We start from the raw sequence: 25,356 nt of genomic DNA, 5'->3' as shown, positions 1-25,356 counted from the left end.
CTCAAAAATAACCAGCGTGCTTATAAAAAATTGAAAATTTAGGGAAGGTAGGGGAACCTATCATTGGGGGCTTACCGTCTTAACAACGGCTGTATCAATTAACTAATTGCTTTTGATAGCTCCCGATATTTCGTGATAGATGTACTACTTCTCCCCATCCATTTTAGTAATAAAACATACATTATCTTTACGAAGTAGAGGACATCGCACCAATGCCTACTGTCAATACCCAAACGGAAAACCTCAACACCAAATTCACGGCTGATATGGTGCGAACCTATCTGCGAGAAATTGGTCGTGTACCACTGCTAACCCGCGAACAAGAAATTGTCTTTGGGAAGCAAGTGCAACAAATGATGGCGCTGATCGACGCTAAGGAAGCTTTGGCGAAGAAGTTGCAACGCGAACCGGATATGTCAGAGTGGGCTGACTACGTTCAACAATCGGAAACCGAGGTGCAGCAAACAGTGGCACAAGGTAAGCGGGCAAAGCAAAAAATGATCGAAGCGAATTTGCGCTTGGTCGTCGCTATTGCTAAAAAGTATCAAAAGCGAAATATGGAGTTTCTGGATTTAATCCAAGAAGGAACACTAGGGTTAGAGCGGGGTGTGGAGAAATTTGATCCGATGAGGGGTTATAAGTTCTCGACTTACGCTTACTGGTGGATTCGCCAAGCAATTACTCGGGCGATCGCTCAACAAGGACGTACTATTCGCTTACCGATCCACATTACCGAGAAACTGAACAAAATCAAAAAAGTGCAGCGCGAGTTGGCTCAAAGCTTGGGGCGATCGCCAACTCCAGCCGAAATTGCCAAAGCACTAGAACTAGAACCTGCTCAGATTCGCGAGTATCTGAATATGGCTCGTCAACCAGTGTCTTTAGATGTGCGAGTTGGTGAGAACCAAGATACTGAGTTGCAAGAAATGCTCGAAGATGATGGCCCATCACCAGAGTATTACACCAACCAGGAATTCTTACGCCAAGACTTGAACAATCTGCTAGCAGAACTAACCCCGCAACAGCGAGAAGTTGTAGCCCTGCGCTTTGGTTTAGAAGATGGTAATGAAATGTCATTGGCGAAAGTGGGTGAGAGATTGAATCTCAGCCGCGAACGCGTTCGTCAGTTAGAGCATCAAGCTTTGGCTCATCTGCGTCGCCGTCGCGCCAATGTCAAAGAGTACGTTGCTAGCTAAAACAAGAGACGCGGAATCTCGCGTCTCTACACCACCTTGGTGATGCGCCTCCTGAATTCAGGGGGCGATTTTTTTATGCTGAAAACAGAGAGTTAACGCCCTGTGCAACTTAATTTAGTTAAACCTTGATTCCATTGTGGGGTAGGCATCTTGCCTGCCCAGAAAGGATGGACAAGATGTCCATCCTACAAGAATAAAAAAAGTCGCACATCGCGTGAGTTATTTCCCAACTGTAGTAGGACTAGACAAAGCTAAAATAATAGCTGGTTAACTGTATATCAGTCCGATCTTGAACTACTGCTAATAAGTCACCATCATTCTGATATATGAGTGTATCAAGGTCACTAGTTCCCTCATAATCAGCAGTACCAAGATAAAAAGAACTTGCACTTCCTTTCAGTTGGATATAGTCATTCGCAGGATTGTAGTCTTGTATCGTAGCGTAGCCACTTCCCTGATAATAGTTTCCACTGTAGGATGTACCTAAAACAAACCTATCGTAGCCATCGCCACCATTTAAGGTATCATATTCATAACTGTTGTAGACAGTTGAGCTAGAACCGTATAAGGTGTCACTACCAGATCCGCCGTATAAGTTGTCACTACCTGAGTCTCCGTATAAGACATCGTTACCTGTGTAACCATATAGGTAGTCATTGCCACCATATCCATAGATGTAATCGTCGTTAGTATTGCCATAGATGGTATCATTTCCATCATACCCATAAGCAAAAAGACTTTCTGAACCAGTGTAGTTATAATAATCATTTCCACTTGTGCCGAAATAATAAGCCATATCTTTGCCCTCAATAATTTGGTTACATTCTCGATCGCTCTGATCTTACATAGATACTAAAGGGCTAGTATCAAGTTTGTCGGTCGGAAAAGGTCGGGAAAAGGTCAGGAAAAGGTCGGGTTATTTTCTTTTTCGTAGATTTACGTAAACTTTTGACCAAAAATCAAGTTTCTAGTGTGAATATTGTAGTGAGTCTGTATTACTACGGAAAGAAATGACGGTTGAAGAAGCGATCGCAATAGTCGAGCGATTATTGGAACGAGGACGCTTAACGAGAGCGCAAGAGATTGTATTTCGCTACGCTTGGGAAGGGAAAACTTATCTAGAAATGGCGCGAGCAGTCACTTATGACCCTGGTCACATCAAAGACGTTGGCTCAGAATTATGGCGATCGCTCTCTCAAGCTTTGGGCGAAAAAGTTACCAAAAATAACCTGCAAGGAGTCCTGAAGCGAACTGTACAGCGACAACAGGACATAAACACCTCCTCAACCTTGAATTTTCAACCCTTTACGAACTATACAAATTGGGGGGAAGCAATCGACGTTTCCCAGTTCTATGGACGTACTACAGAATTAGAAACCCTCAGCCAATGGATTGTAAGAGATCGCGCTCGTGTTGTCACACTATTAGGTATGGGTGGTATGGGCAAAACCGCGCTCTCCGTAAAGTTAGCAGAACAATTGCAGGGAGAATTTGAATATGTGATTTGGCGATCGCTCCGACACGCACCTTTTTTTCACGACAAGGTGATGGAATGCATCAAAATTCTTTCCGATCGACAAGTTACCACATTGCCTGCTTCCCCCTATGAGCAAATTACTTGTTTAATCGATTATCTCCGCAAATATCGATGCTTGCTGATTCTGGATAATTTCGACACATTATTGGAGCAAGGTAAAGGGACGGGCTGTTACCGTCAGGGCTACGAACCCTACGGCGAACTGCTGTGGCGATCAGGAGAAACTGGGCATCAAAGCTCTGTCCTGCTCACCAGCCGGGAAAAACCTCCTGAAGTCGCTGCCTTGGAAGGTGATGGTTTGCCAGTCCGTACCCTTGTTTTATCAGGATTAGAAGTCACAACCGGGCAAACAATTCTGAAACTCAAAGGGCTATCAGGCTCCGAGGACGAAACCCGCCAACTGGTTGAGTGTTACGGTGGTAATCCCCTAGCTTTGAAAATTGCCGCCACTTCCATTCGGGACTTGCATGAAGGTAACATCGCCTGCTTCTTTTCTGAAGGCACAACTGTATTTCAAGGCATTGGCAATCTTCTAGAACAACAATTCAAAAGACTCTCCACATCTGAGCAGCTAGTGATGTACTGGCTGGCAATTAATCGGGGCAAGCTTTCCTCGACAGAATTGCAAACAGCTCTTACACCAATATTGCCTAAGCCTAAGTTAATGTCAGTTCTCGAATCTTTACGCTGGCGTAGCTTGATAGAAAGCAATACTGGAGGATTCACACAGCAACTTGTGGTGATGGAATATGTGACAAAGTGCTTGATTGAGCAAGTCTGCGAGGAAATTGTAACAGAATCACCGCAATATCTGTTGATTTATGCTTCGATGCAAGCTCAAGCAAAAGACTACATCCACGATAGTCAAATTCATCTAATTGTAAGACCGATCCTAAATCAACTACGAATAATCCTTGGCTCTGCCGATCGGCTTGAGGATAAACTTGACAGACTAGTTAGAAAGCTCCAAAATGAAAAACCCTATCCACAAGGGGATGAAGTTTTTAGGCATGGGGAATGGGATAAGCAGATAAGAGAGCGCAGGAACAAGGCAGGCTCAAACAGTCAGAAGCAATCCCATACCATTCTGGCTTCGCCTAGATAAGAGAGCGCGGGAACAAGGTAGACTCAAACAGTGTTTGGGCAGTTGCGGTGAGTCCAGATTTTCAACAAACGTTGAGACAGGTAGTAACTTTAAAAACTTTAGGAGCGCTAGAAGTGAATTGATACAGCAAAATTCAGAATTCATAATTCAGGAGTATGTATCTCATTTTCGTTGAAATCTGCTGTATATATCCCAGTCCCTAATCCCCAACCAGTTCACTTAGTTGAAAAACGTTTTAAATCTTGTAAAACTGCGGTGGCTGATTGATAGCGATCGCTAAAATGATAGCAAACCATTTTATCTAAAATTGCCGCTAATTCTTCACTTACTTGCACGGTTTGTCGCCACATCACATTCCCCGTTTCTGGATCTGGGTGGAGTTCTTGCGGTGGTATCCCAGTTATAGCTTGAATAGCAATCATTCCTAAAGCATAAATGTCACTACATAAGCGGGGATGACCGGCAAATTGTTCTGGAGGTGCATAACCCCGCGTCCCAATGGCTACTGTGGCTAATTCTGTTTGCTCGCTACTCGGCGGTTGCATCAATTTCACAGCACCAAAGTCAATCAATACCAGTCGATTATTTTGAGCGCATCTAATAATATTAGTCGGTTTGAGATCCCGATGAATCACTCGATGTTGATGAACAAATTCTAGAACTTCTAAAACTTGTTTAAGCATTTCCATCACAAATGATTCGTTTTGCACATTTTGTACGGGTGGTAATTCTTCACTTAGGGTATGTCCCTCAATATATTGTTGAATTAAATAAAATTCTTGATTATCTTCAAAATAAGCAAGTAGTTCAGGAATCTGATGATGTTTACCCAAAATTTCTAAAATTTCAGCTTCACTATGAAACAATCTGCGGGCGACTTGCAAAAATCGTGTATCTTGACGGGCTGGCATTAACTTTTTAACTACACAAGTAGGATTACCGGGTCGTTGAGTATCCTGTGCTAAATAAGTCCGACCAAATCCACCTGCACCAAGAGTTTGAGAGATTTTGTAGCGTCCACTCAAAAGCAAATCACCTGATTTTATTTCGGGTGAATCAACTGGAGGAAGAAAGTCAACAGACGAGTCGGGAATTGCTGTTTTATCTTCTAAGAGTATATTTAATTGGGCGATCGCTTCTTGTTGTTTTTCAACTTGCAGAACAATCACCTGAGTTTGCTGTTGATTTTGGTAGCTAGTATAAGCGATCGCACAGATACTACTAATCGCCAAAGCAAGAGCAGGAGGGATTAATGGCACCCATCCAGCTTGCAAAAACAAAGCAACGCAGATTACTACTAAGCCAAATAGAGTTATCCCTACCACCACTAGCAAAAGCAGCGGATTTTGCCACCGCAATACTAAAACACCACCTAATAGCGACCAGCCCCACACCCAAATAAGTTCTACCCAGTCGGGCCAATACCAAATCAAGGGTCGCCCATCCAACACTGTACTGATGAGTTGACTTGCTATTTGTGCATGAATAAACAGAGCAGGCATTCTAGCTGGTTGATCTGGTAACGCGCTGTAGGGCGTATAAAAGCCACTTGGAGGGATATTAGCTGCTGTAGTGCCAATAATTACCAGACGGTCTTTGAATAAACTGGGGTTGACTCGATCGCTAAGAACATCTGTGAGGCTTACTTGGTCGGCGAGGCTATTGGGGTGACGGTAATTTAATAATATTTGATAGCCCTGTGTATCCAAATGTTGGTAGCCACCAGAATTAGGTTGTAAACGCACAAACAAGGTTTTACCTAAGATAAAATCTCCTTTTTTAGTGAAATCGTATGCAATACCTTGTTTTTCTAGATAATTAATTGCAATTAATGCACCAAATGCAAATGATGTTGTACATTTCTTGTCTGTAGAGTTGGCAAATAATAAAGTACGGCGGAGACTTTGGTCGTTTTCATTGTCAGCGACCACATCGCTAAACCCAACATTATCTATATGGACATTTGGCGGCGGGGGAATTTCATCTCTACCCAAACTGCTGAACAAACAGGTAGTGACAATGTTATCTTGATTTTGGAAATTAGCCGCTAAATTCTTGTCTTCTGGTCGGAAAAGATATAAACCAACAATTCGCGGTTGATAAGACTCTATTTTCTTTAATAACTGATTGATTGTCCGATCTGATAGAGGCCATTTCTCGCGTTTGATATCTTTATCAGTAATTTTTACTAGTAAAATCCGCCGATCGGGTGCTTCTGATGGACGCGATCGCAACATCCAATCGTAAACTCTTAACTCCCAAGGCTGTAACCATTTGAGTTCCCGAACTCCCCAGATAAAGGCGGTAACTCCTATACTGGTAACAAAAATAATTTGCAGCCAACTTTTGCTCTTAGAAGTTTCACGAGAATCCTGAACTTTGACAAAAGGTACGCGGAGTTTTTCTAATAGTCCACTAATCACGGCGTTGAGGCGGTAGCCTGAATTGGGTAGATGTTGTAAGTGCAGAAGTCAATTTTGGGAATCTAGGTTAAAAGCTAATTAACCTAAAGCTCCTATTAATGTAACAATTTACTTGTTAGTTAGAGACTTTGACGTATTCCTACTTTTAAAGCAAGCTTACGCCCAGCGTCAACCATAGAATCAGACAAGCCCTAATCATCTGTTTGAGATGTTTGAACATCTTCAACAGGATTGCTAATTGGGAAAGAAATCGGATTAGTAGATGGAGTTAGTGAATCTAACTGAGGTTGTTCAAGTGATGCTTCAATGCTGGAATCTGGAAAATAGGAGCCAACAATTTTATCATAATTAGAAGCAACAGCTAAAAAAGCGCCACCCAAAATATAGATAGGTAATGGCAGATTAAATTCTTGCAACCAGTCAAACAGTTCTGCTAAGGCAAACAGCACCAAAAAGCAAGCAAGCCAAACCTTCATATTCTTATCCCCTGAATTGAAACAATTCTATTACTAGCTTAAATAGCTTGCATAATAATTGATGTAATACATAATCACCAACTTACAAGAGACCTCTTGGCATTTGTGCTTTTTGCACTCTTGGGGAAAAGGTTTTGGTTAAAGGCGAAGGGGATAATACAGAACCTTTTCCCCTTCCCCCTTTCCCTTTTCCCGACTTATGCAAGAAGTCTAAGGTCTATAGCTGTAGACAGATGGAGTCAAAGTTATAGCATCTGCTATATCTAATCGAACAGCCAAGGATTGACAGTTGGTTTGGTAGACTCGGCAGTGCCTCAAACTATCACAAGTAAAACTGGTAACAAGGCACAAGCTCAAATGTCAAAGGTATGTTCGTCGAATTCGGGCGGTCGTTTATTGAATTCGGGCAGCCGTTTATTGAATTCGGGCAGCCGTTTATTGAATTCGGGCAGCCGTTTATTGAATTCGGGCGGTCGTTTATTGAATTCGGGCAGTCGTTTATTGAATTCGGGCAGTCGTTTATTGAATTCGGGCAGTCGTTTATTGAATTCGAGCAGTCGTTTGCAGCAGCGAAGCTCGTCACTACTGCGAGAAAGGGAGGAAAAATATTGTCAGATTTTTGAAATTCCAGGTGTCTCGATTGGAGAGGAAAATTCTACCATTGTTAAGTAGGTGGGTGGAAAAATTTATCGTTGAAATTGGGCAGGAGGAAAGAGAGTTTTAGCCTAGTTAATTTTTCTTCATATAGTATGGTTTTATTGTGCCGACTTACTTAAAGATTTAATTGATAACCTGAAAGCTTGAGAGGTTACAGATTTGCGACAAGATTTGGATGAACAGCAGCAAGTAGAAGAAAATCTGCGTCATAGTGAAGCACGCTACCGCTCACTGGCAGAAGCAAGCGCATCCATCGTTTGGAGCGCTGGGCCTTGGGGCAACGTTGTTGACGAGATTCCGACTTGGGAGGCGTTCACAGGTCAAAGTCCCGAACAATACAAAGGATGGGGTTGGTTTGAGGCACTACACCCAGATGACCGGACATCTGTAGCTGCTATTTGGAGACAAGCCTTTTTTGGGCGCAGCGTTGCAGTTGCCGAGTATCGCGTTTTACGGCATGACGGCGAATACCGTGACATGGTTATACGCGGTGTGCCTATACTTGACGAATCAGGCGAAATCCAGGAATGGGTAGGAATGTGCGTGGATATCAGCGAACGCAAGCAAGCTGAGGCAGAACGCGAGCAACTGTTAGCGCTACTGAAAACAGAACAGACTCGTTTGGTTGAAGCTAACGTTCTGCTTGATACCCTCTTTAATAACGCCCCTGTAGGTATTGGTCTATGGGATGAGGAATTGAGATACGTTCGCTTGAATGACGCTTTAGCTGAGATTAACGGTTTTCCTCAAGAAGCGCATATAGGTAAGACCGTCGCTCAAGTGCTACCTGGGGTAGATCCTGGGGTGATGGAAGCTTTACACCATGCGATCGAGACGGGAGAATCTATTACCCAAGAGGCCAGTGGAGAGACACCCGCCGCACCTGGAAAGCAGCGGCACTGGTCGGTAAATTATTATCCGATTAAACTACCAAGTGATATTACTTGGGTGGGTGCAATCTGTCAAGAAATCACGGAGCGCAAGCAAGCAGAAGCCGAGCGGGAACAGCTGTTTGAGCGAGAGCAAGCGGCTCGTGTTGAGGCTGAAACTGCTAAGGAGCAAGTTACCAAGATTTTAGAGAGCATCACTGACGGCTTTCTTGCCTTTGACAATGAATGGCGCTTTACCTATCTCAATCATGAGGGAAGCAGAACTCTGGGGCGTTCCTGCGAGGATCTGCTCGGAAAAAATTTGTGGTCAGAGTTTCCAGAACTGGCTAATACTAGCTTTGGTCAACTTTATCAAAGCGCAGTTGCTCTAGGAATGCCGCTTGAGCTTGAAGATTATTACCCACCCTTTGATGCATGGTTTGCAGTTCGCGCCTATCCTTCAGCCACAGGGTTATCACTTTATTTCCGTAACGTTAATCTACGCAAGCAGGCAGAGGCAAAACTGCGCGAGAGTGAGGCGTGTTTTCGGCTGCTGGCTGAGAATTCAACTGATATTATTTCTCGCCACACAGTAGATGGAATTCTTCTGTATGTTTCACCAGCTTGCCATACAGTATTGGGGTATCAACCAGAGGAACTAGTCGGTCATCCCAGCCAGGAGTTAGTTCACCCAGAAGATTTGGCAGAGATTGCCAGGAATTACCCGGTCAATGCCGATTTACCAGATATTTATACCGTTACTCACCGCGCTCGTCACAAAGACGGGCATTATATCTGGTTGGAAGCAACTATTCGAGCTATTCGCGATCGCCAAACTCAAGAAATTTTAGAGATGCAAGGGTCTTCGCGAGATATCACTAAGCGCAAACAAGTGGAAGAGGAGCAGCGTTTCTTAGCTGAAGCTAGTGGAATTTTGGCTGCATCATTGGACTATCAAACAACTCTAGCAGGTTTGGCGCGTTTAGCAGTGCCGGAAATCGCTGATTGGTGCTTAGTTGATATTATTGGTGACAATCAATTAGTTCGCCGGCTTGCAACAGCCCATACCAATCCAGAGAAACAAGAATTGGTAGAACAGTTACAAAATTATCCGCCTGATTTGGCACAAACAGCAGGTGTTGCGAAGGTAATACGGACAGGCAAATCACAAATTACTCATTTTATTTCTGAGGAACAGCTCCAAGGGTTAACCTACAACGCCAGTCACTTCAAAGTCTTGCAAGAACTAAATCCAACATCTGGGATGAGCGTACCACTAATCCTTCGAGGACGAGTGCTGGGAGCTATAACTTTGGTATCTTCTTCAGGTCGTTTCTACGATAACAAAAGCCTGATGTTAGCTGAGGAGTTAGCTAGCCGGGCAGCGATCGCAGTTGATAATGCCCGACTCTACAGAGAAGCCCAGCAATCTCAACAGGCGGCTTTACGCGCAGCATCTCGCACTACCCGTCTGCAAGCAATTACTGCTGCCCTTTCTGAATCTTTAACTGCGACACAAGTTGTTGAAGTAATTGTAGAGCAAGGTATAGCAGCTTTGGGAGCTAGTTCTGTTTTTGTGGCACTACTGACTCAAAACGGCGCTGAATTAGAACTTATCCGAACTGTTGGCGGGCAACAAGAAATAGTAGATTCATGGCGTCGATTCTCGATTAATGCACCCGCGCCACTGGCAGAAGCAGTAAGAACTAAGCAGCCTATTTGGGAAGAGCCAACCGAAGCGAGGATTGCTCGTTACTCAAATCTTACCAAGGAATATGCTCAGTCCAACTACAACGCTTGGATTTCGATTCCATTGCTGATCGAGGGACAAGCTATTGGGGGAATGTCTCTAGCTTTTACCGAAATTCAGAAATTTAATCAAGACGATCGAGCCTTTATGCTGGCACTCGCACAGCAGTGCGCACAAGCGATGGAACGTGCCCGTCTATACGAGGCAGAACAAACCGCTCGGAAAGCAGCAGAAAATGCCAACCGGATAAAAGATGAGTTTCTGGCAGTACTTTCTCATGAATTGCGATCGCCACTCAACCCAATTTTAGGTTGGTCAAAGCTACTCCAAACCAAAAAACTTGATGAAAAGACAATTCCTCAAGCGCTGAAGACTATTGAGCGAAATGCGAAATTACAGGCTCAACTGATTGAAGACTTACTGGATATCTCCCGGATTTTACAAGGTAAAATCAGCTTGAATATCTACCCAGTCGATCTGACATCTGTGATTTCGGCAGCAATGGAGACAGTGCGGCTATCAGCAGAAGCTAAATCAATTGAGATGCACATCAGCCTAGAACCAAATTTGGGACAAGTTTTGGGAGACTCCAGCCGATTGCAGCAAATCGTTTGGAACTTGCTCTCAAATGCGGTTAAATTTACACCAGAAGGCGGACGGGTTGATATTCGACTATCATCATATTCTAAGTCAAATTCCAACTCAGCAATCATTCAAGTCAGCGACACAGGGAAAGGCATCGACCCCAATTTTCTACCTTACGTGTTTGAATATTTTCGTCAAGAGAATAGCAGCACCACCAGAAAATTTGGTGGATTGGGGTTAGGATTAGCGATCGTCCGTCATTTAGTCGAATTGCATGGCGGCACAGTCCAAGTAGAAAGTGGAGGTGAAGATCGGGGGGCAACTTTTACTGTCAGATTACCGTTAATCCAAAATCAATTAGAAATTAAACAAGATAGTAGCAATTCTGAGCCATCCTCAAATTTGAATGGTGTGAAAATTTTAGTAGTGGATGATGATACAGATACGCGAGAATTTATTGTCTTCTTACTAGAGCAGTATGGGGCAAATGTTACAGCAGTAACATCAGCAAATGAAGCCCTAGCTACTTTAGCCCAATCCTTGCCAGATATACTTTTAAGCGATATTGGGATGCCAGAAGTAGATGGATGTATGTTCATGCGACAGTTGAGAACATTGCCACCAGAGCAGGGAGGAAAAATTCGCGCGATCGCACTTACCGCCTATGCTGGAGAAATCAACGCTCAACAGGTACTAAGAGCCGGATTTAACAAGCATATTGCCAAACCAGTAGAGCCAAGCGAGTTAGTAGATGCGATCGCTAACTTAATCGCTGAATAAACCTGCCTCTATCTGTTCGCCATTACTTGATACAATTAAAACTAATTGTCAGTTTGAAATCATATCTGTAAGAATATTTGCGATCGCTTGTTCCTTCCTTGGTTTTTACTTAACCAAACAATAGGCTTAACAAGTTAGTTGAGCAACTTGTTAAGCCCCTTGTTCAAGTTAGGCAAACTTCCGCTACAGTGTAATAGCTAGCCAAGTTAATAGCTCAATAACCACAAATGACAAATGTGTAATAGCTGAATAAACCTGTCTCTACCTGTTTACCATTACTTGATATTATCAGGTATGCTCGCTTTATATTGTAGATCGGAAAGAATCCCTTGTTTGATATCAATCTTACGCGAGATGACTTTTTCTGCAAAATAAAAATCAGCAACGCCCTGTTGTTCGGCAACGATCGCAGGTGTCAGTCTTCTCAATTTATAAGTACGACGGCTTGCCACCTTTAGTGCAACTGCTGGATCTAATTTCTGTTCATCAACTAAAATTTTGGCATAATCGCTTGGGTTTTTTTCAGCCGCTTCTCCTACCTTCTGTGCTTCCTCTAAAAACACTCGCACCAATTGCGGATTTTGGGTAACAAATGCACGCCTGCCAATATAAAACCCGCCGAGAGTATTAATTCCTTTTGCATTTCTCAGATTCCGAATCGGAGTAGTATTTTCCACAGCAGCTAAAAGGGGATCGCTACCCACCCACGCGTCAGCCTTGTTTTGAAGAAAGGCATCGCGGGCTTCAGGTGGAGTCAAAGCAACGATTTGAATATCGCTAATTTTTAACCCTACCTCTTTCAACGCTTTTGTTAGTAAATACTGTGCATTGGAACCTACTTGAAAAGCAATTTTCTTCCCTTTAAGATCGGCTACTTTCTTAATAGGAGAATTAGCTTTCACCACAATACCTTGGTTTGTACCATCGCTGGGCGTGCGTCCAGTAAGATAGACAACTTCAGGGATGAGGCCTGGGCGTGCGGCTTGGTCAAATATTGGAGGTGTCTCTCCCACATTACCGATATCCACTTTACCTTCATTCAGTGCTTTTATCAATTGCGGCCCTGCTGCAAATGGCCCAACCCAATTCACAGTTATACCCAATGCTTTGAAACGTGGCTCAACAGCTTTTTTAGACTTGACAATATCACCAGAACTTTGATAAGCCAAGTTAATTACTTTGGCAGGCACCGCTTGAGTGCTTTGTATAAGGCTACCAGCCAAGGGAGATAATAAAGTAAACAGTCCCAATGCAGAATATTGAACAACACGCTTTAAGACTGTACGGCGTTGTGGTTGAAATGACTTGTTCATCAGTTATAATTTTCCTCGCAAGTTTTAGCTTTTACGTTGTCAGTCTTACTTTCTTTCAGGAAGTAAGATTATAGGAAGTTATTATTTAAACCTCCTAGAATACCAATCCACGAGCAAAAATTGAGATTCTGCTAATTCAACAAATCTCTTTTGGATTTAGTAAATTGGTATTCTAGTTTGTTAAAAAAACAAACTTCATATTTGATTATTCTCTACTTTTCACTTATCAGTGTTGGTGGAGTAATAGCTGCATATTCTTGAGGCGTGAGCAATGCTTCTTTAACATCAATTTTTTTGGGTAAGATTTTTTCGTTATAGAACAAATCAGCAACATTTTGTTGAGCTTGCATTAGTTCTGGAGTAATTCCTTTTAAGCGATAATTAGCACGGCTAGAAATTACTTCTTGAATAGGTAAATCAATTTTGAGTACAGGTGCTATAAGTTTCGCTACTTCTTTACGATTCGCTTCTGCCCATTCACCATTTTTCTCAATTTCTTCTAAAATGATCCGAACTAATTCGGGATTTTCCTTAGCAAATTCTCGTGTTCCTACATAATATCCGCCTGGAGTCCCGATATTGGTTGCATCTCTAAGGACACGCGCACCGTGGAGTTTTTCTACCAAAGCTAAATGAGGATCGCCAGTTACCCAAACTGGAATAGTGCCTTGAATAAATGCGCCACGGGCTTCCACATTGGGCATACTTAAGACTTGAATATCACTATATTTTAAACCTACTTCTTTTAAGGCTTGAATGATAAAATAGTGAGAAGCAGAACCTTTTTGAAAGACTACTTTTTGACCTTTAATATCAGCTAATTTTTTAATTGGAGAGTTTTTCGGAACTGCGATCGCACTACCTTTACCTGAATTAGGCCCAAGTCTTCTCCCAGCCAAATAAATGATTCTTGCACCCGCAGCTTGGGCAAAGATCGGAGGCGTTTCTCCAACCGAGCCAATGTCAATTTTGCCCACATTCATCGCTTCCATAAGTTGTGGCCCTTGAGCAAATTGTGACCACTCGACTTTTAAGCCCAAAGGCTCCAAACGTTTTTCTAAAACTCCTCTGACTCTAACTAAATCACCAGAGCTTTGATACCCTATTCGCAGTACCTTTGTTTTAAAAGTTATAGTCTTAGCTCCTGCTGGCTCTGCTTTCGGAGCGCTTCCTATATTTGTGTTAGATACAGTTGACGTACAACTGATTAAAGTAGTAGATACTACAAAACCAGATATTATAAATAAGGCAAATTTATTGATGACTGTTGTCTTAGTTTTCACAAAATTATTAAACATTTTTGCTCCTCACTTTTCGATAGATACTGGTATAAAACCATCAGTCAGTAAATGAAAATATTCAATTTTTTAAAGTTAATTACAATGATTTACAGCAGTTTGCATCTAAATGAAGTACATCTTTTACCCCCCTTAATCCCCCCTTGTAAAGCAGGGTGGTTTCATACAACGAGAGAAAAACTAAAAATAGGTTTCAAAGCCTCTCTCCGCTTCGGGGAGAGGTTTGGAGAGGGGTCAAAATCTATGGTTATATATGAGAAATCAAGACTTATGTATTTTTCTTTTTTCGTATGAAACCACCCTGCTTAATCCCCCCTTGTAAAGGGGGAAAATTCTCAATCTAGTTCCCTCCCCTTTCCAAGGGGAGGGTTAGGGGGGGTATTTTTGTACTTCATTCACTTGCAATCTGCTGTACTTATTAGATTTAATTGAATCAGGTGTGAATGCTGCATATTCTTCTGGAGAAAGTACTCCATCTTTGACATTAACTTTTTTTGGTAAAAGTCCTTGTGCATACCATAAATCAGCTATTTGTTGTTGTTTTTTAACAACTTCATCGGTTATTGGTAGTAGACCATATACTGCTTTACTATGAATTGTTTTGAGAGTAGGTACATCAATACCAACGTCACCCGTTTCAAGTTCTGCTAACTTATCAATATTTTTTTGTGACCAATCTTCAGCTTTGATAAACTCTTCTAAAAAAACTTTGAGAATATCAGGATGCTCTTTAGCAAATTTACGTGAGGTAGTATAAAAGCTACCAATATCCTGAAGTCCTTGCCCATCTATTAATACACGGCCAAGATTTTTTTGAACATTTCTGGTAATGTAAGGTTCCCAAATTACCCAAACATCAATTCCTCCCTGACTAAAAGCCACATTTGCATCTGGAGGTGGGAGAAAAAGAGATTTTACATCACTCAGTTTGAGTCCCTCTTTTTGTAACGCTTTTAGTAAGACATAGTGAGCGATAGAGGCTTTTTGAAAAGAAACTTTTTTGCCTTTAAAGTCAGCAACACTTTTAATCGGAGAGTTTTTTGGTACTAAAAAAGAAACTCCTCTACCATTAAATCGAGTTGTTGCAATATATACAAGAGGTGTACCTGCGGCTTGAGCAAATATAGGCGGTGACTCAGCTGTGGCTGCGATGTCAAGGGAACCAGCATTTAACGCTTCTAAAGCTTGTGGGCCAGCAGCAAACTCTAGCCACTTGACAGTAAAATTCTTTGCTGCCAAACTTTTTTCTAGAGTTCCTTGCTTTCTCATCACTGCAAGAGAACCAAGCTTAGAATAAACAACTCGTAGCTCTTGTTTTTGTGGAGTATTAGAGACTGTTTTACTTTGAGATAGTGTATTAATTGGCGATAGTTGGTTTTGAGTATTTTGAGTTTCTTGATTACAACCAACTATGCTCATTGGTATAGTGATGCAAGCAGCAATTAATAAAGATATATGTTTAGTCTCAATTTGATATTTAGCTTCTATAAATTTAGTATTTAGGCTAGATTCACATACTATTTTAGTATTTTTGACTTTTGAGTGCAGAGGTTTATTGCTAGACAAATTTAGCCTTTGCAAAGATTTTAAAAGCCCCATAATATTTTTCTAGTTAAATTTAATAATTTTCGGATTAGCGCTTTTAATGAGTGCTAACAACTCTCATTTTCAGTCTAGAGTTTATCAAGTTTGGTCTAAAAATAAAGTATTCATGAACACTTGTTTTTAAACAAAAAATATTTTTTACTATTTTTGATTTACAAGCATAGAGTATGATATTTAGACAAGTTTTATTGGTCAAAAGTTATTCTTGACTTTTGACCAATAAAAGGTATATTTAAACGTCCATCAGCTTAATCTTCTGAGCTATAAATCCTAAAAGGGACGACTACCTGCAAGGCTAACCCGCTTTAATACTCGTCGCTCATTCGGATCGAATGCTTGACGGTAATGTAAGGTAGCTTGATTATCCCAATAGACAATATCGCCTACAGACCATTTGTGTTGGTAGTAGAACTTGGGTTGATTTAGATGTTGCCTCAATTGTTCAATCAGTTTAGATCCTTCTTCCGGCTCTAACCCGACAATTTCCACTTCTGTAGCAGCATCTAAATAAAGATGCTTTTTCCCACTCTCTGGATGGGTTCTAACTAAAGGATGGGGAAAGATCGGACTGATTAAAGGAATAGTTTTGTCTAAACGATACAAAGACCGGGGTGCATTCCGATCTCGCAAAAATGGGTTGTAGGTAATTAACTGTAAATCTGCAATCCGTTCTTTGGTGGCTTCATCTAATGCCTCATAAGCTAAATTGGTATTTAACCAATAAGTATCTCCACCATGAGTTGGTATTTCCAACGCATAAAGAAGCGAACCACTAGATGGGGTAGGAGTCCATTTGTGATCGGAATGGAAAGTGAGTTCTCCAGTACCGGTATAGCCACCATCGACATTGGAAATCGGAATCACCACCGGAGTTTCTCCTGGTTTAGAAGCCAATACTGGAGTTTCATCAGATGGTACAAAGAGTGCGCCAAAGTATAAAGAAAAGTTCAAAAGTTGTTCATCAGAGAGCTTTTGGTCTTTGAAGATCAAGATGTGGCGATCGCGCAGAGCTGCTTTAAGTTGTAATATGACTTCAGGTGCGATCGCTTGACTGGCATCAAGATCGGTAACTATCGCTCCCAAAGGAGCATCAATAGACCTAATTTTAACCTTTGTCAAAGTCGAGGTAGACATAATATTCTCCTGAATTTTAGTTTCTTCTTGGGGATAACTACTTATTCGCTAGAACCTCTGAAGGAGTAATTTTGGCGTACTCTTCAGGTGTCAAAAAACCGTCTCTAACATTTACCTTCTTGGGGATAAGCCCTAAGCTATACCACTTATCTGCAACTTCCTGTTGCTTAGTAATAGTTTTATCAGTGATTGGTAGCAACCCATAGTCATATTTTTTATGCATTATTTCTAGAGTTGGTGGATCTAGTTGAGTTACAGGAGCAAGCAGTTGTGCTACTTCTTTGGGATGATCCTTAGTCCAGATTTCTGCCTTTTCTAGTTCCTCTAGAAACACTTTGATAACATCAGGATGAGCCTGATAAAATTGGCGTGAAGTTGAATAAAAGTTGCCAGTATCTCGCAACTTACCACCATCTGCTAAAACACGAGCTATTTTATTTTGTACATTTCGAGTAGCAAATGGCTCCCAAATATACCAAGCATCCACCTTGTTCTGACTAAATGCCACATTTGCGTCTGGCGGCGGTAAAAAAACTGATTGGACATCGCTCAGTTTTAGTCCGGCATCTTCTAAGGCTTTAACTAATAAGTAGTGACCGATAGAAGCTTTCTGGAAAGCTACTTTTTTACCCTTCAAATCGGCAACACTTTTAACTGGAGAGTTTACAGGAACTAAAAGTGAAATGGCTTTACCACTGGGGCGTGTAGTAGCTAGATAAACAAGAGGCGCTCCGGCTGCTTGTGAAAATACAGGAGGCGATTCGGCTGTAGATGCGATATCCAGTCCATTGGCATTCAATGCTTCTAGCTGTTGTGGCCCAGCCGCAAACTCAGGCCACTGTACTTTAAAACCCAGAGGCTCTAATCGCTTTTCTAAGGAACCCTGTTTTTCTAAAACTGCTAAAGCAGAAAGTTGTTTTGAACGTACAATCCGTACTACTTGCTTCTCAGTTGACTTCTGTGTAGTGCTAGATGCAGCTACAGACTCAGGGGAAGCTGATGACTGCTGAGTGTTATTTTTGGCTTCACCACAACTCGATAAGACTGTCGATAGCATTAAGCAGTAGCCCAAAGCAAACAACAACGAACGACGCGTTGTTCTCTGGTTTTTTCTGAATTCAAACTTTCCTTTTAAAGCTGGCATGGGTTGTTTTATTTATTCCTCGATTGGTGGTCAGAAAAATTATGATTAATTGCGGTCTAAATAACCAAAAAACTCTTGTTTATTAATATAGTTTAAAATTAGACTAATTCAATATTTTTCAACTATAAAATAATGGTATTAATTTACGTCAAGCTATTATCATTATTACCCTTAAATTATGCAAAGCTATTATAAGTCAATAAAAATTTCGCACGACACTGTTGATTGTAAATAGCTATAGCAGCCTGGACAATCCTTCTCAACTACATCGAAAAATAATTCAGTGGTGGGTCTAAAATTCGGACTGATTGCATTCTGAATTATCACTTATTTTGTAATAAATCAACTCTTAGGTTTCCATACTGCATCTTTGACTTTAAAAGTTTTAGGAATCAGCTTTTGACTGTAAAAAAGTTCAACTACCTGCTGTTGTTCAGCAACAAATTCATCAGTTATATCAAACACCCCAAAGATAGGTCGCCTTTCTAAAGCCCATTTCCAGACTCCTGGTTCTTGTCTAGTTTGCGCTGCTAACAAATTAGCAACTTCATTGGGGTTAGCTTTAGCCCATTCTTCTACTTTTCTTTGTTCTTCCAAAATTATCTTCACTAAGTCGGGGTGATTTTCAGCAAAATTGCGTGTAGCGATATAGTAGGCCCTTTGGGGAGCGACATCAGAACCTTTGGCTAGAACTCGTATTTCATTTGCTCGCTCTTTCCGAGCATAAAACGGATCGCTAGTAGGTAAAACATCAACTCTAGCACTTTCAAAAGCAACCTGACTTTCTGGAATAGTTAGGTAAACAGGTTGAATATCATTGAGAGTTAATCCAGCACTTGCTATAGCTTTCAAAAGCAAATATTGCAGAGCAGTTCCTTTTTGGATCGCAACTTTCTTACCTTTGAGTTCCGCAAGAGTTTTGATTGGTGAATCCTTACGGACAATAACTGCTTGAGCACCTGCATTAGAACCAGTTGCAGCAACATAGACAATGGGATTATCACCAGCTTGAGCAAAAATTGGTGGCAGATTTCCAACGTTGCCAATATCAACACTGTTTGCGGCCATTGCTTCCATCATTGGCGGGCCACCTCGAAATTCTATCCACTTGATAGCAATACCATCAGAAGCAAAGCGCTTTTCCAAATAGCCTTGAGCTTTAAGTAGGTTCAGACCAGGTGTACCACTCTGATGACCAATATTAATCACCTCTAGTTTTTTTGAGCTTGCAGTAGTTGGCTCAACTTGGGGAGTATTGCTTTGAGTGCTTGGAGAGCTACAGCCTGTAACTAACAAGAAAGTCGTAAATGCTAGCAAAAAATAACGAGCTATATTCGCAGGCAACCATGACTTTCTGTAGCTGATAAACATGATTCAATGTAATTTCTTGAGGTAAGAGGATATTTTTAGTTTTTATTTTGTTAGACTGAATTTTATGGGTGATTCAGATTTAAAAAGTAGACAATTGGTTTTTCAAAATGCGATAAATCCAAAACGCGATAAATCGCGTCTCTACAACGGGATTGGGCTTAGACGAATGTATTTGGTTATAGATACTCTGACTACTTTTATAAAAACCATTTTTATCATGTTTACGTGTTATAAAAAACATTTTTTAATAAATAAAAATATTTTTTGGAATGTCTAAAATAAAAAAGAGAGTGGGTATTACCCACCCTATAACGACTCGAGGAACTGAGAATTTAAGAGTTGAAAGGGCAAAATTTAGGAAGTGGAGTGAGTAGTACCCACTCCAAGGGGATGCTAGTGGAAGATTGAAACTTGTGAGTGAAACTCTGTCTTATTCGCGTTCAATTTTGCTAGTGCTTCCAAGCGATTAAAATTGTAGCTTTGAGTTCTTCTGTAAAATGTCCAGACGGCTCAACTGCTAGTAGCGCTTCTCTAAGATCCTTTTCAAATGCTGGGGCGTTATCGCCATAGAAAATTTTCAAAGAGAAGGCTGTAGTGTATAAATAGCCAAGATAGCTATCGACAGTCCAAGATTTTTCAAATAGCACTTCATAGTTTTCTTGACGAGCAAAAGCCGAATTGCTAATTACGACTTCATGAGGAGGATCGACTGGCTTTCTAGTGCCTTGTCCTCGTTGTCCAGTCCGCCGCTCATTGCCTAACCATTTCTTTACGACTCCAACAGCAGCTTGTTTCCAAGGTAGATTGCTTTCCCAAGGGTTATCACCAGTCTGAAGCAGTGCTAGTCCACCATCATCAGTTAGCAATTCATAAAGGCTCTCAAGCACTAATTCGCGTTCCATCCAGTGGAAGGCTCTACCGATAGTGGTTAACTTAAATTTTCCTAAACTAGCGTCGATGAATTCTGCTCCTTGTTGTAACCAAGTGATATTATTTGCTCCGACTGCTGCTGCTTGCCGTTTAGCTTCTGCAATCATGTCAGGATCGGGATCGATCGCCACAACTTCTTCAAATTTGGTTCGCAGAGGAATTGAAATTAACCCTGGGCCAGTACCTAAATCAAGGAGTCGTCCTTGACCATTGAGATTAAATATTTCGGTTAGTTTGTCGAATACAATAGGTGGGTATTTGGTTCTATATTGAGCGTAGCCCTCAGCAGCTCCCTCAAATAAACTTGGGTCGTAGGTAGGAAGTGTTTTTAGTTGAGTCATATCAATTTAGGATTTTGGATTTTAGACTTCGGCTACGCTCAGGACAAGCTCAGTCGAACGATTTTGGATTGTAGAGACGCGATTCATCGCGTCTTTGGCGAATGTGGGAGATAACAGAACAAATGACACTTAAGAATATTGGGTAACGACGGGTAGCCGATCGTTGAGTATCCAATCGCCGATCGCTTTCAATTTGTAATCCACAGGATCGTGTAGAGTAAAGGTTCGTAAATCCCGCCAGTAACGGTCAAATCCATATTTGGTTGCTGTGGCGCGAGTTCCGGTAACTTCAAAGATGCGGTTGGTAATATCTATACCTACACGAGTCGCTAATGCCTTGGCTGCGGAAACTGCGATCGCAACTTCTCCTCTCTCTTGATGAGTCAGTTCTACATCTTTATCCCACGCTGCTTGCACCTTCTCGGCGGCTTGGTCAGCTAGAGCGATCACAGCTTGAATTTCAACCCAAAAGTCTCCGTAATGATGCAGAATATATGGGTCTTGAGTAGCACTATCTACTCCTGATGTAATCCACGGTTGAGTAGTAGTTTTAGTATATTCACGAGCAGCAGCAAAAGCTCCTTTAGTAATTCCTAGATAAACGTTGGTTTTTGTTAGCTGGGCAATAATCCCAAGAAAAGTTGAGAAGGCACTATCATGGGGATTTGGCGGCCCCAAAATCTCATCTTTCTCTACTAAGACATTGTTAAATGTATAACTACTGCTATCAGTGCGGCGTTGCCCAATATTATCCCAATCTTGATTAGAAACTAACCCTTCCCTGTCTTTGGGAATTATAAATATGAAAGGCAATTCTACGCCATCTTCCAAAGCAGAGAATACCCGATAATCTGCAACAGAAATACCTGTACCAAAGCTTTTAACACCATTAACCCGAAAATTCTCGCCTTCTGGGTTAATCTTCAGCCTAGTATCTTTTGTATTGATAGCATTTGCCCAAAATAAGTTATTTTTAGCAGTTTCTCTATAATATTTTTCCTTTTGGGCTGGTGTGCCGGAAACGTGACCCAAAGCCGTTAAATTGAGATGATTACCATATAATTGACCAATTGAACCATCTGCTTTTGACAGTTTTCTGACAATTTTTAAAGCATCAATCCAAGTTGCACCAATGCCACCATATTGCTTGGGTACAATCAGTGGCAACAAACCACTTTCACGCAGTTTATTAATTTCCTCTTCTGGAACTCCAGCTTTAGCATCCCGTTCAACTGCGGATTGAGCAAGTTCCTTAGATAGAGAAGTTGCTAGGTCAATGTAATCCTTTGGTTTTGTAATATCTAGCACCATAATTAAATCACCTTTTGTAATTCGTAATTCGTAATTCGTAATTAAGGCAAACACAATTACTACAAACAGTTTTTAATTCGTTGCTCTATGAATGTGAGACAAAATATCCTTTCTCAATGCAGAATTTAGAGAAATGTAGAGTGGGCCTTGCCCACGCTACAAGTGAACAGAGGAAATGGAACATGGAACGTTGTAATTGTCCTTTGTCATTAGTCCTTTGTCTTTTGCAAATGACTAATGACTAATGACTAATGACTAATGACAGTTATTTTTTAGCCGCTAGATATTCGTTGGCGGCTTTCTCAACACCTGTACCCTTAAAGAAGTCTTGATTGAGACTGGTGTACAACTCTAAGGGATGGATTGAGAGGAAGTAGCGGAGGTCTTCTTCGGTAATGATTTCGCGTTCTGCCATTGAGTAAGCGTTGGCAGTAACGGCGGTGATATCAGGTACATCCCAGTGGCCGGAATCTGAACCCAAGAAGGCTTTAACGCGATCGCCAAAGGGATTAGCGGCACGATTAAAAGCTTGAGCTACACGGGTATCATCTGATTCTGTACCGAAGTAGAAATGATTCAAGAAGCGATCGCGCACATCTTCTGGCTTCTCTATTCCCGCTAGTTCAAATTCGTCGAGTTCCCCTGGATCTTCTGGCGCTAATAGTTGATGGTGGAATCCTAAACCATCACCAATTTTATCTAAGCGTCCATCTACTAGTTCGCCACCGTAGCGAGTATACAACTCTACTAATGCTTCCTTGTCGATAATCGCAGGATTGTTATTTGACAACAGATGTTGTTTGTTGCGGGTTTCCCAGTGCCAAATAATATCAGCATATAAACTAGCACCCCAAGCTGAACCACCTTCTAAGAAAGCGAACTTTAATTGTGGGAAGCGGCGAGTAACTCCACCAAAGAACAGCGATTTGCATAATGCTTCTGCTGCAAAGGCAAAGTGATTGATGTGATTATATTGGGCGTTGGTGACAGAACGCTGAGTTGTCCAACCTTGGCTAGAAGCGTGAGTTGTGGGTACAACTTTCAATTCTTGGCACTTAGCCCAGAATGGATCGTAATCATACTGGCTATCTAAGCCAAAGTTATCAATCCAAACTACTTCGTTAGCGACTTCTTTGCCGTATTTTTCAAAGGCAGGAATTGGACGACGAACATAACCGGGAATTTGAATTGCTTTGAGTCCCAGAACATTCACCGCATATTCTAACTCTTCAATTCCTTCTTCGGGAGTGTGCAGGGGAATGGCGGCGATGGGTGTTAAGCGATCGCTATAAGGGCGGAAAATATCAGCATGGTAAGTGTTAATTGCCCGACAAACAGCCCGCCGCATTTCTTCGTTGCCGATATTCGGGGCCATTGTTGCCAAATTGGGATACACAACGGCAAAGTCTGTACCTGCTTCTTGCAAGCGTTCGTGCAGCAACTTGGGCAAGCTAATAGTAGCCAAATTCAAAGTATTTTTGGTCGGACGACCCCACCAGTTAGGGCGATTAGTGCGATAAGCAAAACGTTCTTCCCAACTTTGCTTGTACCACTTAAAACGGGAAGATCCTGGTAAATTTTCTTGGAAACGTTCGACAAGTGCAGTTCCACCAACTTGTTCTAAATAATCCAAGACTGCTGGTTCAAATTCTTGGGTATGTACATCAGTGTCAATGATTGGATAACCAAGTTTTTCCCGAATCTGAGCAGACCTAGTTTTTTGTGGGCGGTCTAGAGCGATCGTCATGATAGTTTACCCTAAATTATTCAAAAGATTGGTATTTGGGTATGTAGTAAGCGCTTCTGACTTTTCACGGGATATGGAAAACCCCTCTCCCAACCTCTCCCCTACAAGGAGAGAGGCTTTGATTTCTCCCCCTTCCCTTGTAGGGAAGGGGGCTGGGGGGTTAGGTTTTCCGTTGACTTTTCCACATGACGTGAAAACTCAGGTAAGCGCTTCAGCGCTTTCTTCAGCACTAAAGTGCTTACTACGAACAATGATTTTTAAACCTTGCTAGCCAAAAATTCATCTGCGGTTTTCTCAACAGCCGTACCTTTGAAGAAGTCACGATTCAGGCTGGTGTACAACTCCAAGGGATGAATTGACAGGAAATATTGCAAATCTTCTTCGCTGATAATCTTGCGTTCTACCATTGAATAGGTATTAGCAGCGATCGCAGTAATATCAGGTACATCCCAATGACCAGAATCGGAACCTAAGAAGGCTTTGACGCGATCGCCATAAGGATTAGCTTTCCGGTTAAAAGCTTGAGCTACACGGGTATCATCCGATTCTGTCCCGAAGTAAAAGTGATTCAAGAAGCGATCGCGGATATCCTCTGGCTTGGTAACTCCTGCAACGGCGAATTCATCCAAATCACCTGGTTCTAGGGGAGATAATAAATCAGCGTGGAAACCTAAACCACTACCTAGTTGATCCAAACGACCATGTACTAATTCGCCACCGTAACGGGTATATAGTTCTAACAGTTCTTCGCGATCGATATTGGCGGGATTGTTATTTTCCACCAAATGGTCTTTATTGCGAGTATCCCAGTGCCAAATTAAATCAGTGTACAAACTAGCACCCCAAGCTGCACCTCCTTCTAAAAAGGCAAACTTGAGTGTGGGGAAGCGGTGAGTTACACCACCAAAGAACAGAGATTTACACAGTGCTTCTCCAGCCGATGCAAAGTGACCAATATGGTTGTATTGGTAATTGCTAATGGAACGTCGATTGATCCAGCCCATACCGGAAGAGTGGGTGGTAGGAACAACTTTTAGTTCTACGCACTTCGCCCAGAAGGGATCGTAATCATATTTACTATCCAAGCCAAAGGTATCAATCCAAATAGCTTCGTTGGCTACTTCTTCGCCATACTTCTCGAAGGCGGGAATCGGACGGCGGATATGTCCGGGGATTTGAATTGCTTTGAGTCCCAGTACTTTCACCGCATATTCCAATTCTGCGATCGCCTCTTCCGGCGTATGCATGGGGATAGCGGCAATTGGTGTTAAGCGATCGCTATAAGGACGGAAAATATCAGCGTGGTAAGTATTAGCTGCCCGACAAACAGCCCGCCGCATCTCCTCATGACCGATGTGTGGTGCCATCGTTGCCAAGTTGGGGTACACAACAGCAAAGTCTGTACCAGCTTCTTGTAAGCGTTCGTGCAGCAACTTTGGCAAACTAACGGTAGCTAAATTTAAGGGATCGTTAGTGGGACGAGTCCAGAAAGGAGGGCGGGCGGTGCGGTAAGTGCGGCGTTCATCCCAAGATTGCTTGAACCATTTAGAGCGAGATGCACCGGGTAAGTGTTCTTGAAAACGTTCTGCGATCGCAGTTCCAGCAACTTGCTCTAAATAGTCCAAGAATGCTGGGGGAAACTCTTGGGTATGCACATCAGTGTCAATAATCGGATAACCCAGTTTTTCCCGAATTTGAGCGGATCTAGTTTTTTTGGGACGTTCTAATGCAATAGTCATAGGTTCTACCTGATTTTTCAATTGGATTGGGTAGATAGTACTGAT

General features: G+C 41.9%; 17 protein-coding genes. 4 read left to right on the top strand and 13 right to left on the bottom strand.

The genetic code is table 11. The annotated features are described in order from the left end of the window. Positions 1 to 212 precede the first annotated feature (212 nt). Positions 213 to 1,196 carry an RNA polymerase sigma factor, RpoD/SigA family gene (locus tag ACR5KR_RS32090; RefSeq protein ID WP_445629215.1) on the top strand — a complete coding sequence of 328 codons (984 nt, stop codon included), beginning with the start codon at positions 213 to 215 and terminating at the stop codon, positions 1,194 to 1,196. A 241-nt stretch (positions 1,197 to 1,437) separates the two neighbouring features. Here the strand turns inward: ACR5KR_RS32090 and ACR5KR_RS32085 are convergent, their stop codons facing one another. Beyond that, complete coding sequence (locus tag ACR5KR_RS32085) at positions 1,438 to 1,992, bottom strand: calcium-binding protein (RefSeq protein ID WP_448269316.1); 555 nt, start codon at positions 1,990 to 1,992, stop codon at positions 1,438 to 1,440. A 214-nt stretch (positions 1,993 to 2,206) separates the two neighbouring features. Here ACR5KR_RS32085 and ACR5KR_RS32080 point away from each other — a divergent pair, with 214 nt between their 5' ends. Beyond that, positions 2,207 to 3,838, top strand: coding sequence for an NB-ARC domain-containing protein (locus ACR5KR_RS32080; RefSeq protein WP_448269315.1), 1,632 nt, complete (start codon positions 2,207 to 2,209; stop codon positions 3,836 to 3,838). A 215-nt stretch (positions 3,839 to 4,053) separates the two neighbouring features. Here ACR5KR_RS32080 and ACR5KR_RS32075 read toward each other — a convergent pair whose 3' ends face one another. Both ACR5KR_RS32075 and ACR5KR_RS32070 read right to left on the bottom strand, forming a co-directional pair. Beyond that, the gene (locus ACR5KR_RS32075; RefSeq protein WP_448269314.1) at positions 4,054 to 6,261 is read right to left on the bottom strand and encodes a CHASE2 domain-containing protein; all 2,208 of its coding nucleotides are present in this window, start codon (positions 6,259 to 6,261) and stop codon (positions 4,054 to 4,056) included. A gap of 191 nt (positions 6,262 to 6,452) precedes the next feature. Continuing rightward, entirely contained in the window at positions 6,453 to 6,737 is a 285-nt protein-coding gene (locus ACR5KR_RS32070) for a hypothetical protein (RefSeq protein WP_448269313.1), read from the bottom strand. A 368-nt stretch (positions 6,738 to 7,105) separates the two neighbouring features. On the opposite strand from ACR5KR_RS32070, the gene ACR5KR_RS32065 reads away from it, so the two are divergent. After that, positions 7,106 to 7,360 (top strand): hypothetical protein, encoded by a 255-nt coding sequence (locus ACR5KR_RS32065; RefSeq protein ID WP_448269312.1) that lies wholly within the window; start codon positions 7,106 to 7,108, stop codon positions 7,358 to 7,360. A gap of 193 nt (positions 7,361 to 7,553) precedes the next feature. Then, positions 7,554 to 11,378, top strand: a complete 3,825-nt coding sequence (locus tag ACR5KR_RS32060) for a PAS domain S-box protein (RefSeq protein ID WP_448269311.1) — start codon at positions 7,554 to 7,556, stop codon at positions 11,376 to 11,378. A 275-nt stretch (positions 11,379 to 11,653) separates the two neighbouring features. On the opposite strand, the gene ACR5KR_RS32055 is transcribed toward ACR5KR_RS32060, so the two are convergent. The 10 genes from ACR5KR_RS32055 to ACR5KR_RS32010 form a co-directional block, all read right to left on the bottom strand. Next, complete coding sequence (locus ACR5KR_RS32055) at positions 11,654 to 12,691, bottom strand: aliphatic sulfonate ABC transporter substrate-binding protein (protein ID WP_448269310.1); 1,038 nt, start codon at positions 12,689 to 12,691, stop codon at positions 11,654 to 11,656. A 212-nt stretch (positions 12,692 to 12,903) separates the two neighbouring features. Further along, on the bottom strand, positions 12,904 to 13,989 hold the full coding sequence (locus ACR5KR_RS32050; RefSeq protein WP_448269309.1) for a sulfonate ABC transporter substrate-binding protein: 1,086 nt from the start codon (positions 13,987 to 13,989) through the stop codon (positions 12,904 to 12,906). A 369-nt stretch (positions 13,990 to 14,358) separates the two neighbouring features. Then, positions 14,359 to 15,408: an aliphatic sulfonate ABC transporter substrate-binding protein gene (locus tag ACR5KR_RS32045; protein WP_448269308.1), complete on the bottom strand. Its 1,050-nt coding sequence runs from the start codon at positions 15,406 to 15,408 to the stop codon at positions 14,359 to 14,361. 456 nt (positions 15,409 to 15,864) lie between these two features. After that, complete coding sequence (locus tag ACR5KR_RS32040) at positions 15,865 to 16,728, bottom strand: TauD/TfdA dioxygenase family protein (RefSeq protein ID WP_448269307.1); 864 nt, start codon at positions 16,726 to 16,728, stop codon at positions 15,865 to 15,867. Positions 16,729 to 16,765: 37 nt separating this feature from the next. Next, positions 16,766 to 17,872 (bottom strand): aliphatic sulfonate ABC transporter substrate-binding protein, encoded by a 1,107-nt coding sequence (locus ACR5KR_RS32035; RefSeq protein WP_448269306.1) that lies wholly within the window; start codon positions 17,870 to 17,872, stop codon positions 16,766 to 16,768. Between the two features lie 342 nt (positions 17,873 to 18,214). Continuing rightward, positions 18,215 to 19,243: an aliphatic sulfonate ABC transporter substrate-binding protein gene (locus ACR5KR_RS32030; RefSeq protein ID WP_448269305.1), complete on the bottom strand. Its 1,029-nt coding sequence runs from the start codon at positions 19,241 to 19,243 to the stop codon at positions 18,215 to 18,217. Positions 19,244 to 19,692: 449 nt separating this feature from the next. Next, a complete protein-coding gene (locus ACR5KR_RS32025; RefSeq protein ID WP_448269304.1) occupies positions 19,693 to 20,514 on the bottom strand; it encodes a class I SAM-dependent methyltransferase in 822 nt (273 codons plus the stop codon). Positions 20,515 to 20,643: 129 nt separating this feature from the next. Further along, complete coding sequence (locus tag ACR5KR_RS32020) at positions 20,644 to 21,879, bottom strand: acyl-CoA dehydrogenase family protein (protein WP_448269303.1); 1,236 nt, start codon at positions 21,877 to 21,879, stop codon at positions 20,644 to 20,646. A gap of 211 nt (positions 21,880 to 22,090) precedes the next feature. Continuing rightward, complete coding sequence (locus tag ACR5KR_RS32015; protein ID WP_445629200.1) at positions 22,091 to 23,572, bottom strand: amidohydrolase family protein; 1,482 nt, start codon at positions 23,570 to 23,572, stop codon at positions 22,091 to 22,093. A 257-nt stretch (positions 23,573 to 23,829) separates the two neighbouring features. Then, on the bottom strand, positions 23,830 to 25,311 hold the full coding sequence (locus tag ACR5KR_RS32010; protein WP_448269302.1) for an amidohydrolase family protein: 1,482 nt from the start codon (positions 25,309 to 25,311) through the stop codon (positions 23,830 to 23,832). Positions 25,312 to 25,356: the final 45 nt, after the last annotated feature.

Source organism: Nostoc sp. DSM 114159 (assembly GCF_053470285.1).
This window is presented reverse-complemented; position numbering and strand designations above follow the sequence as displayed.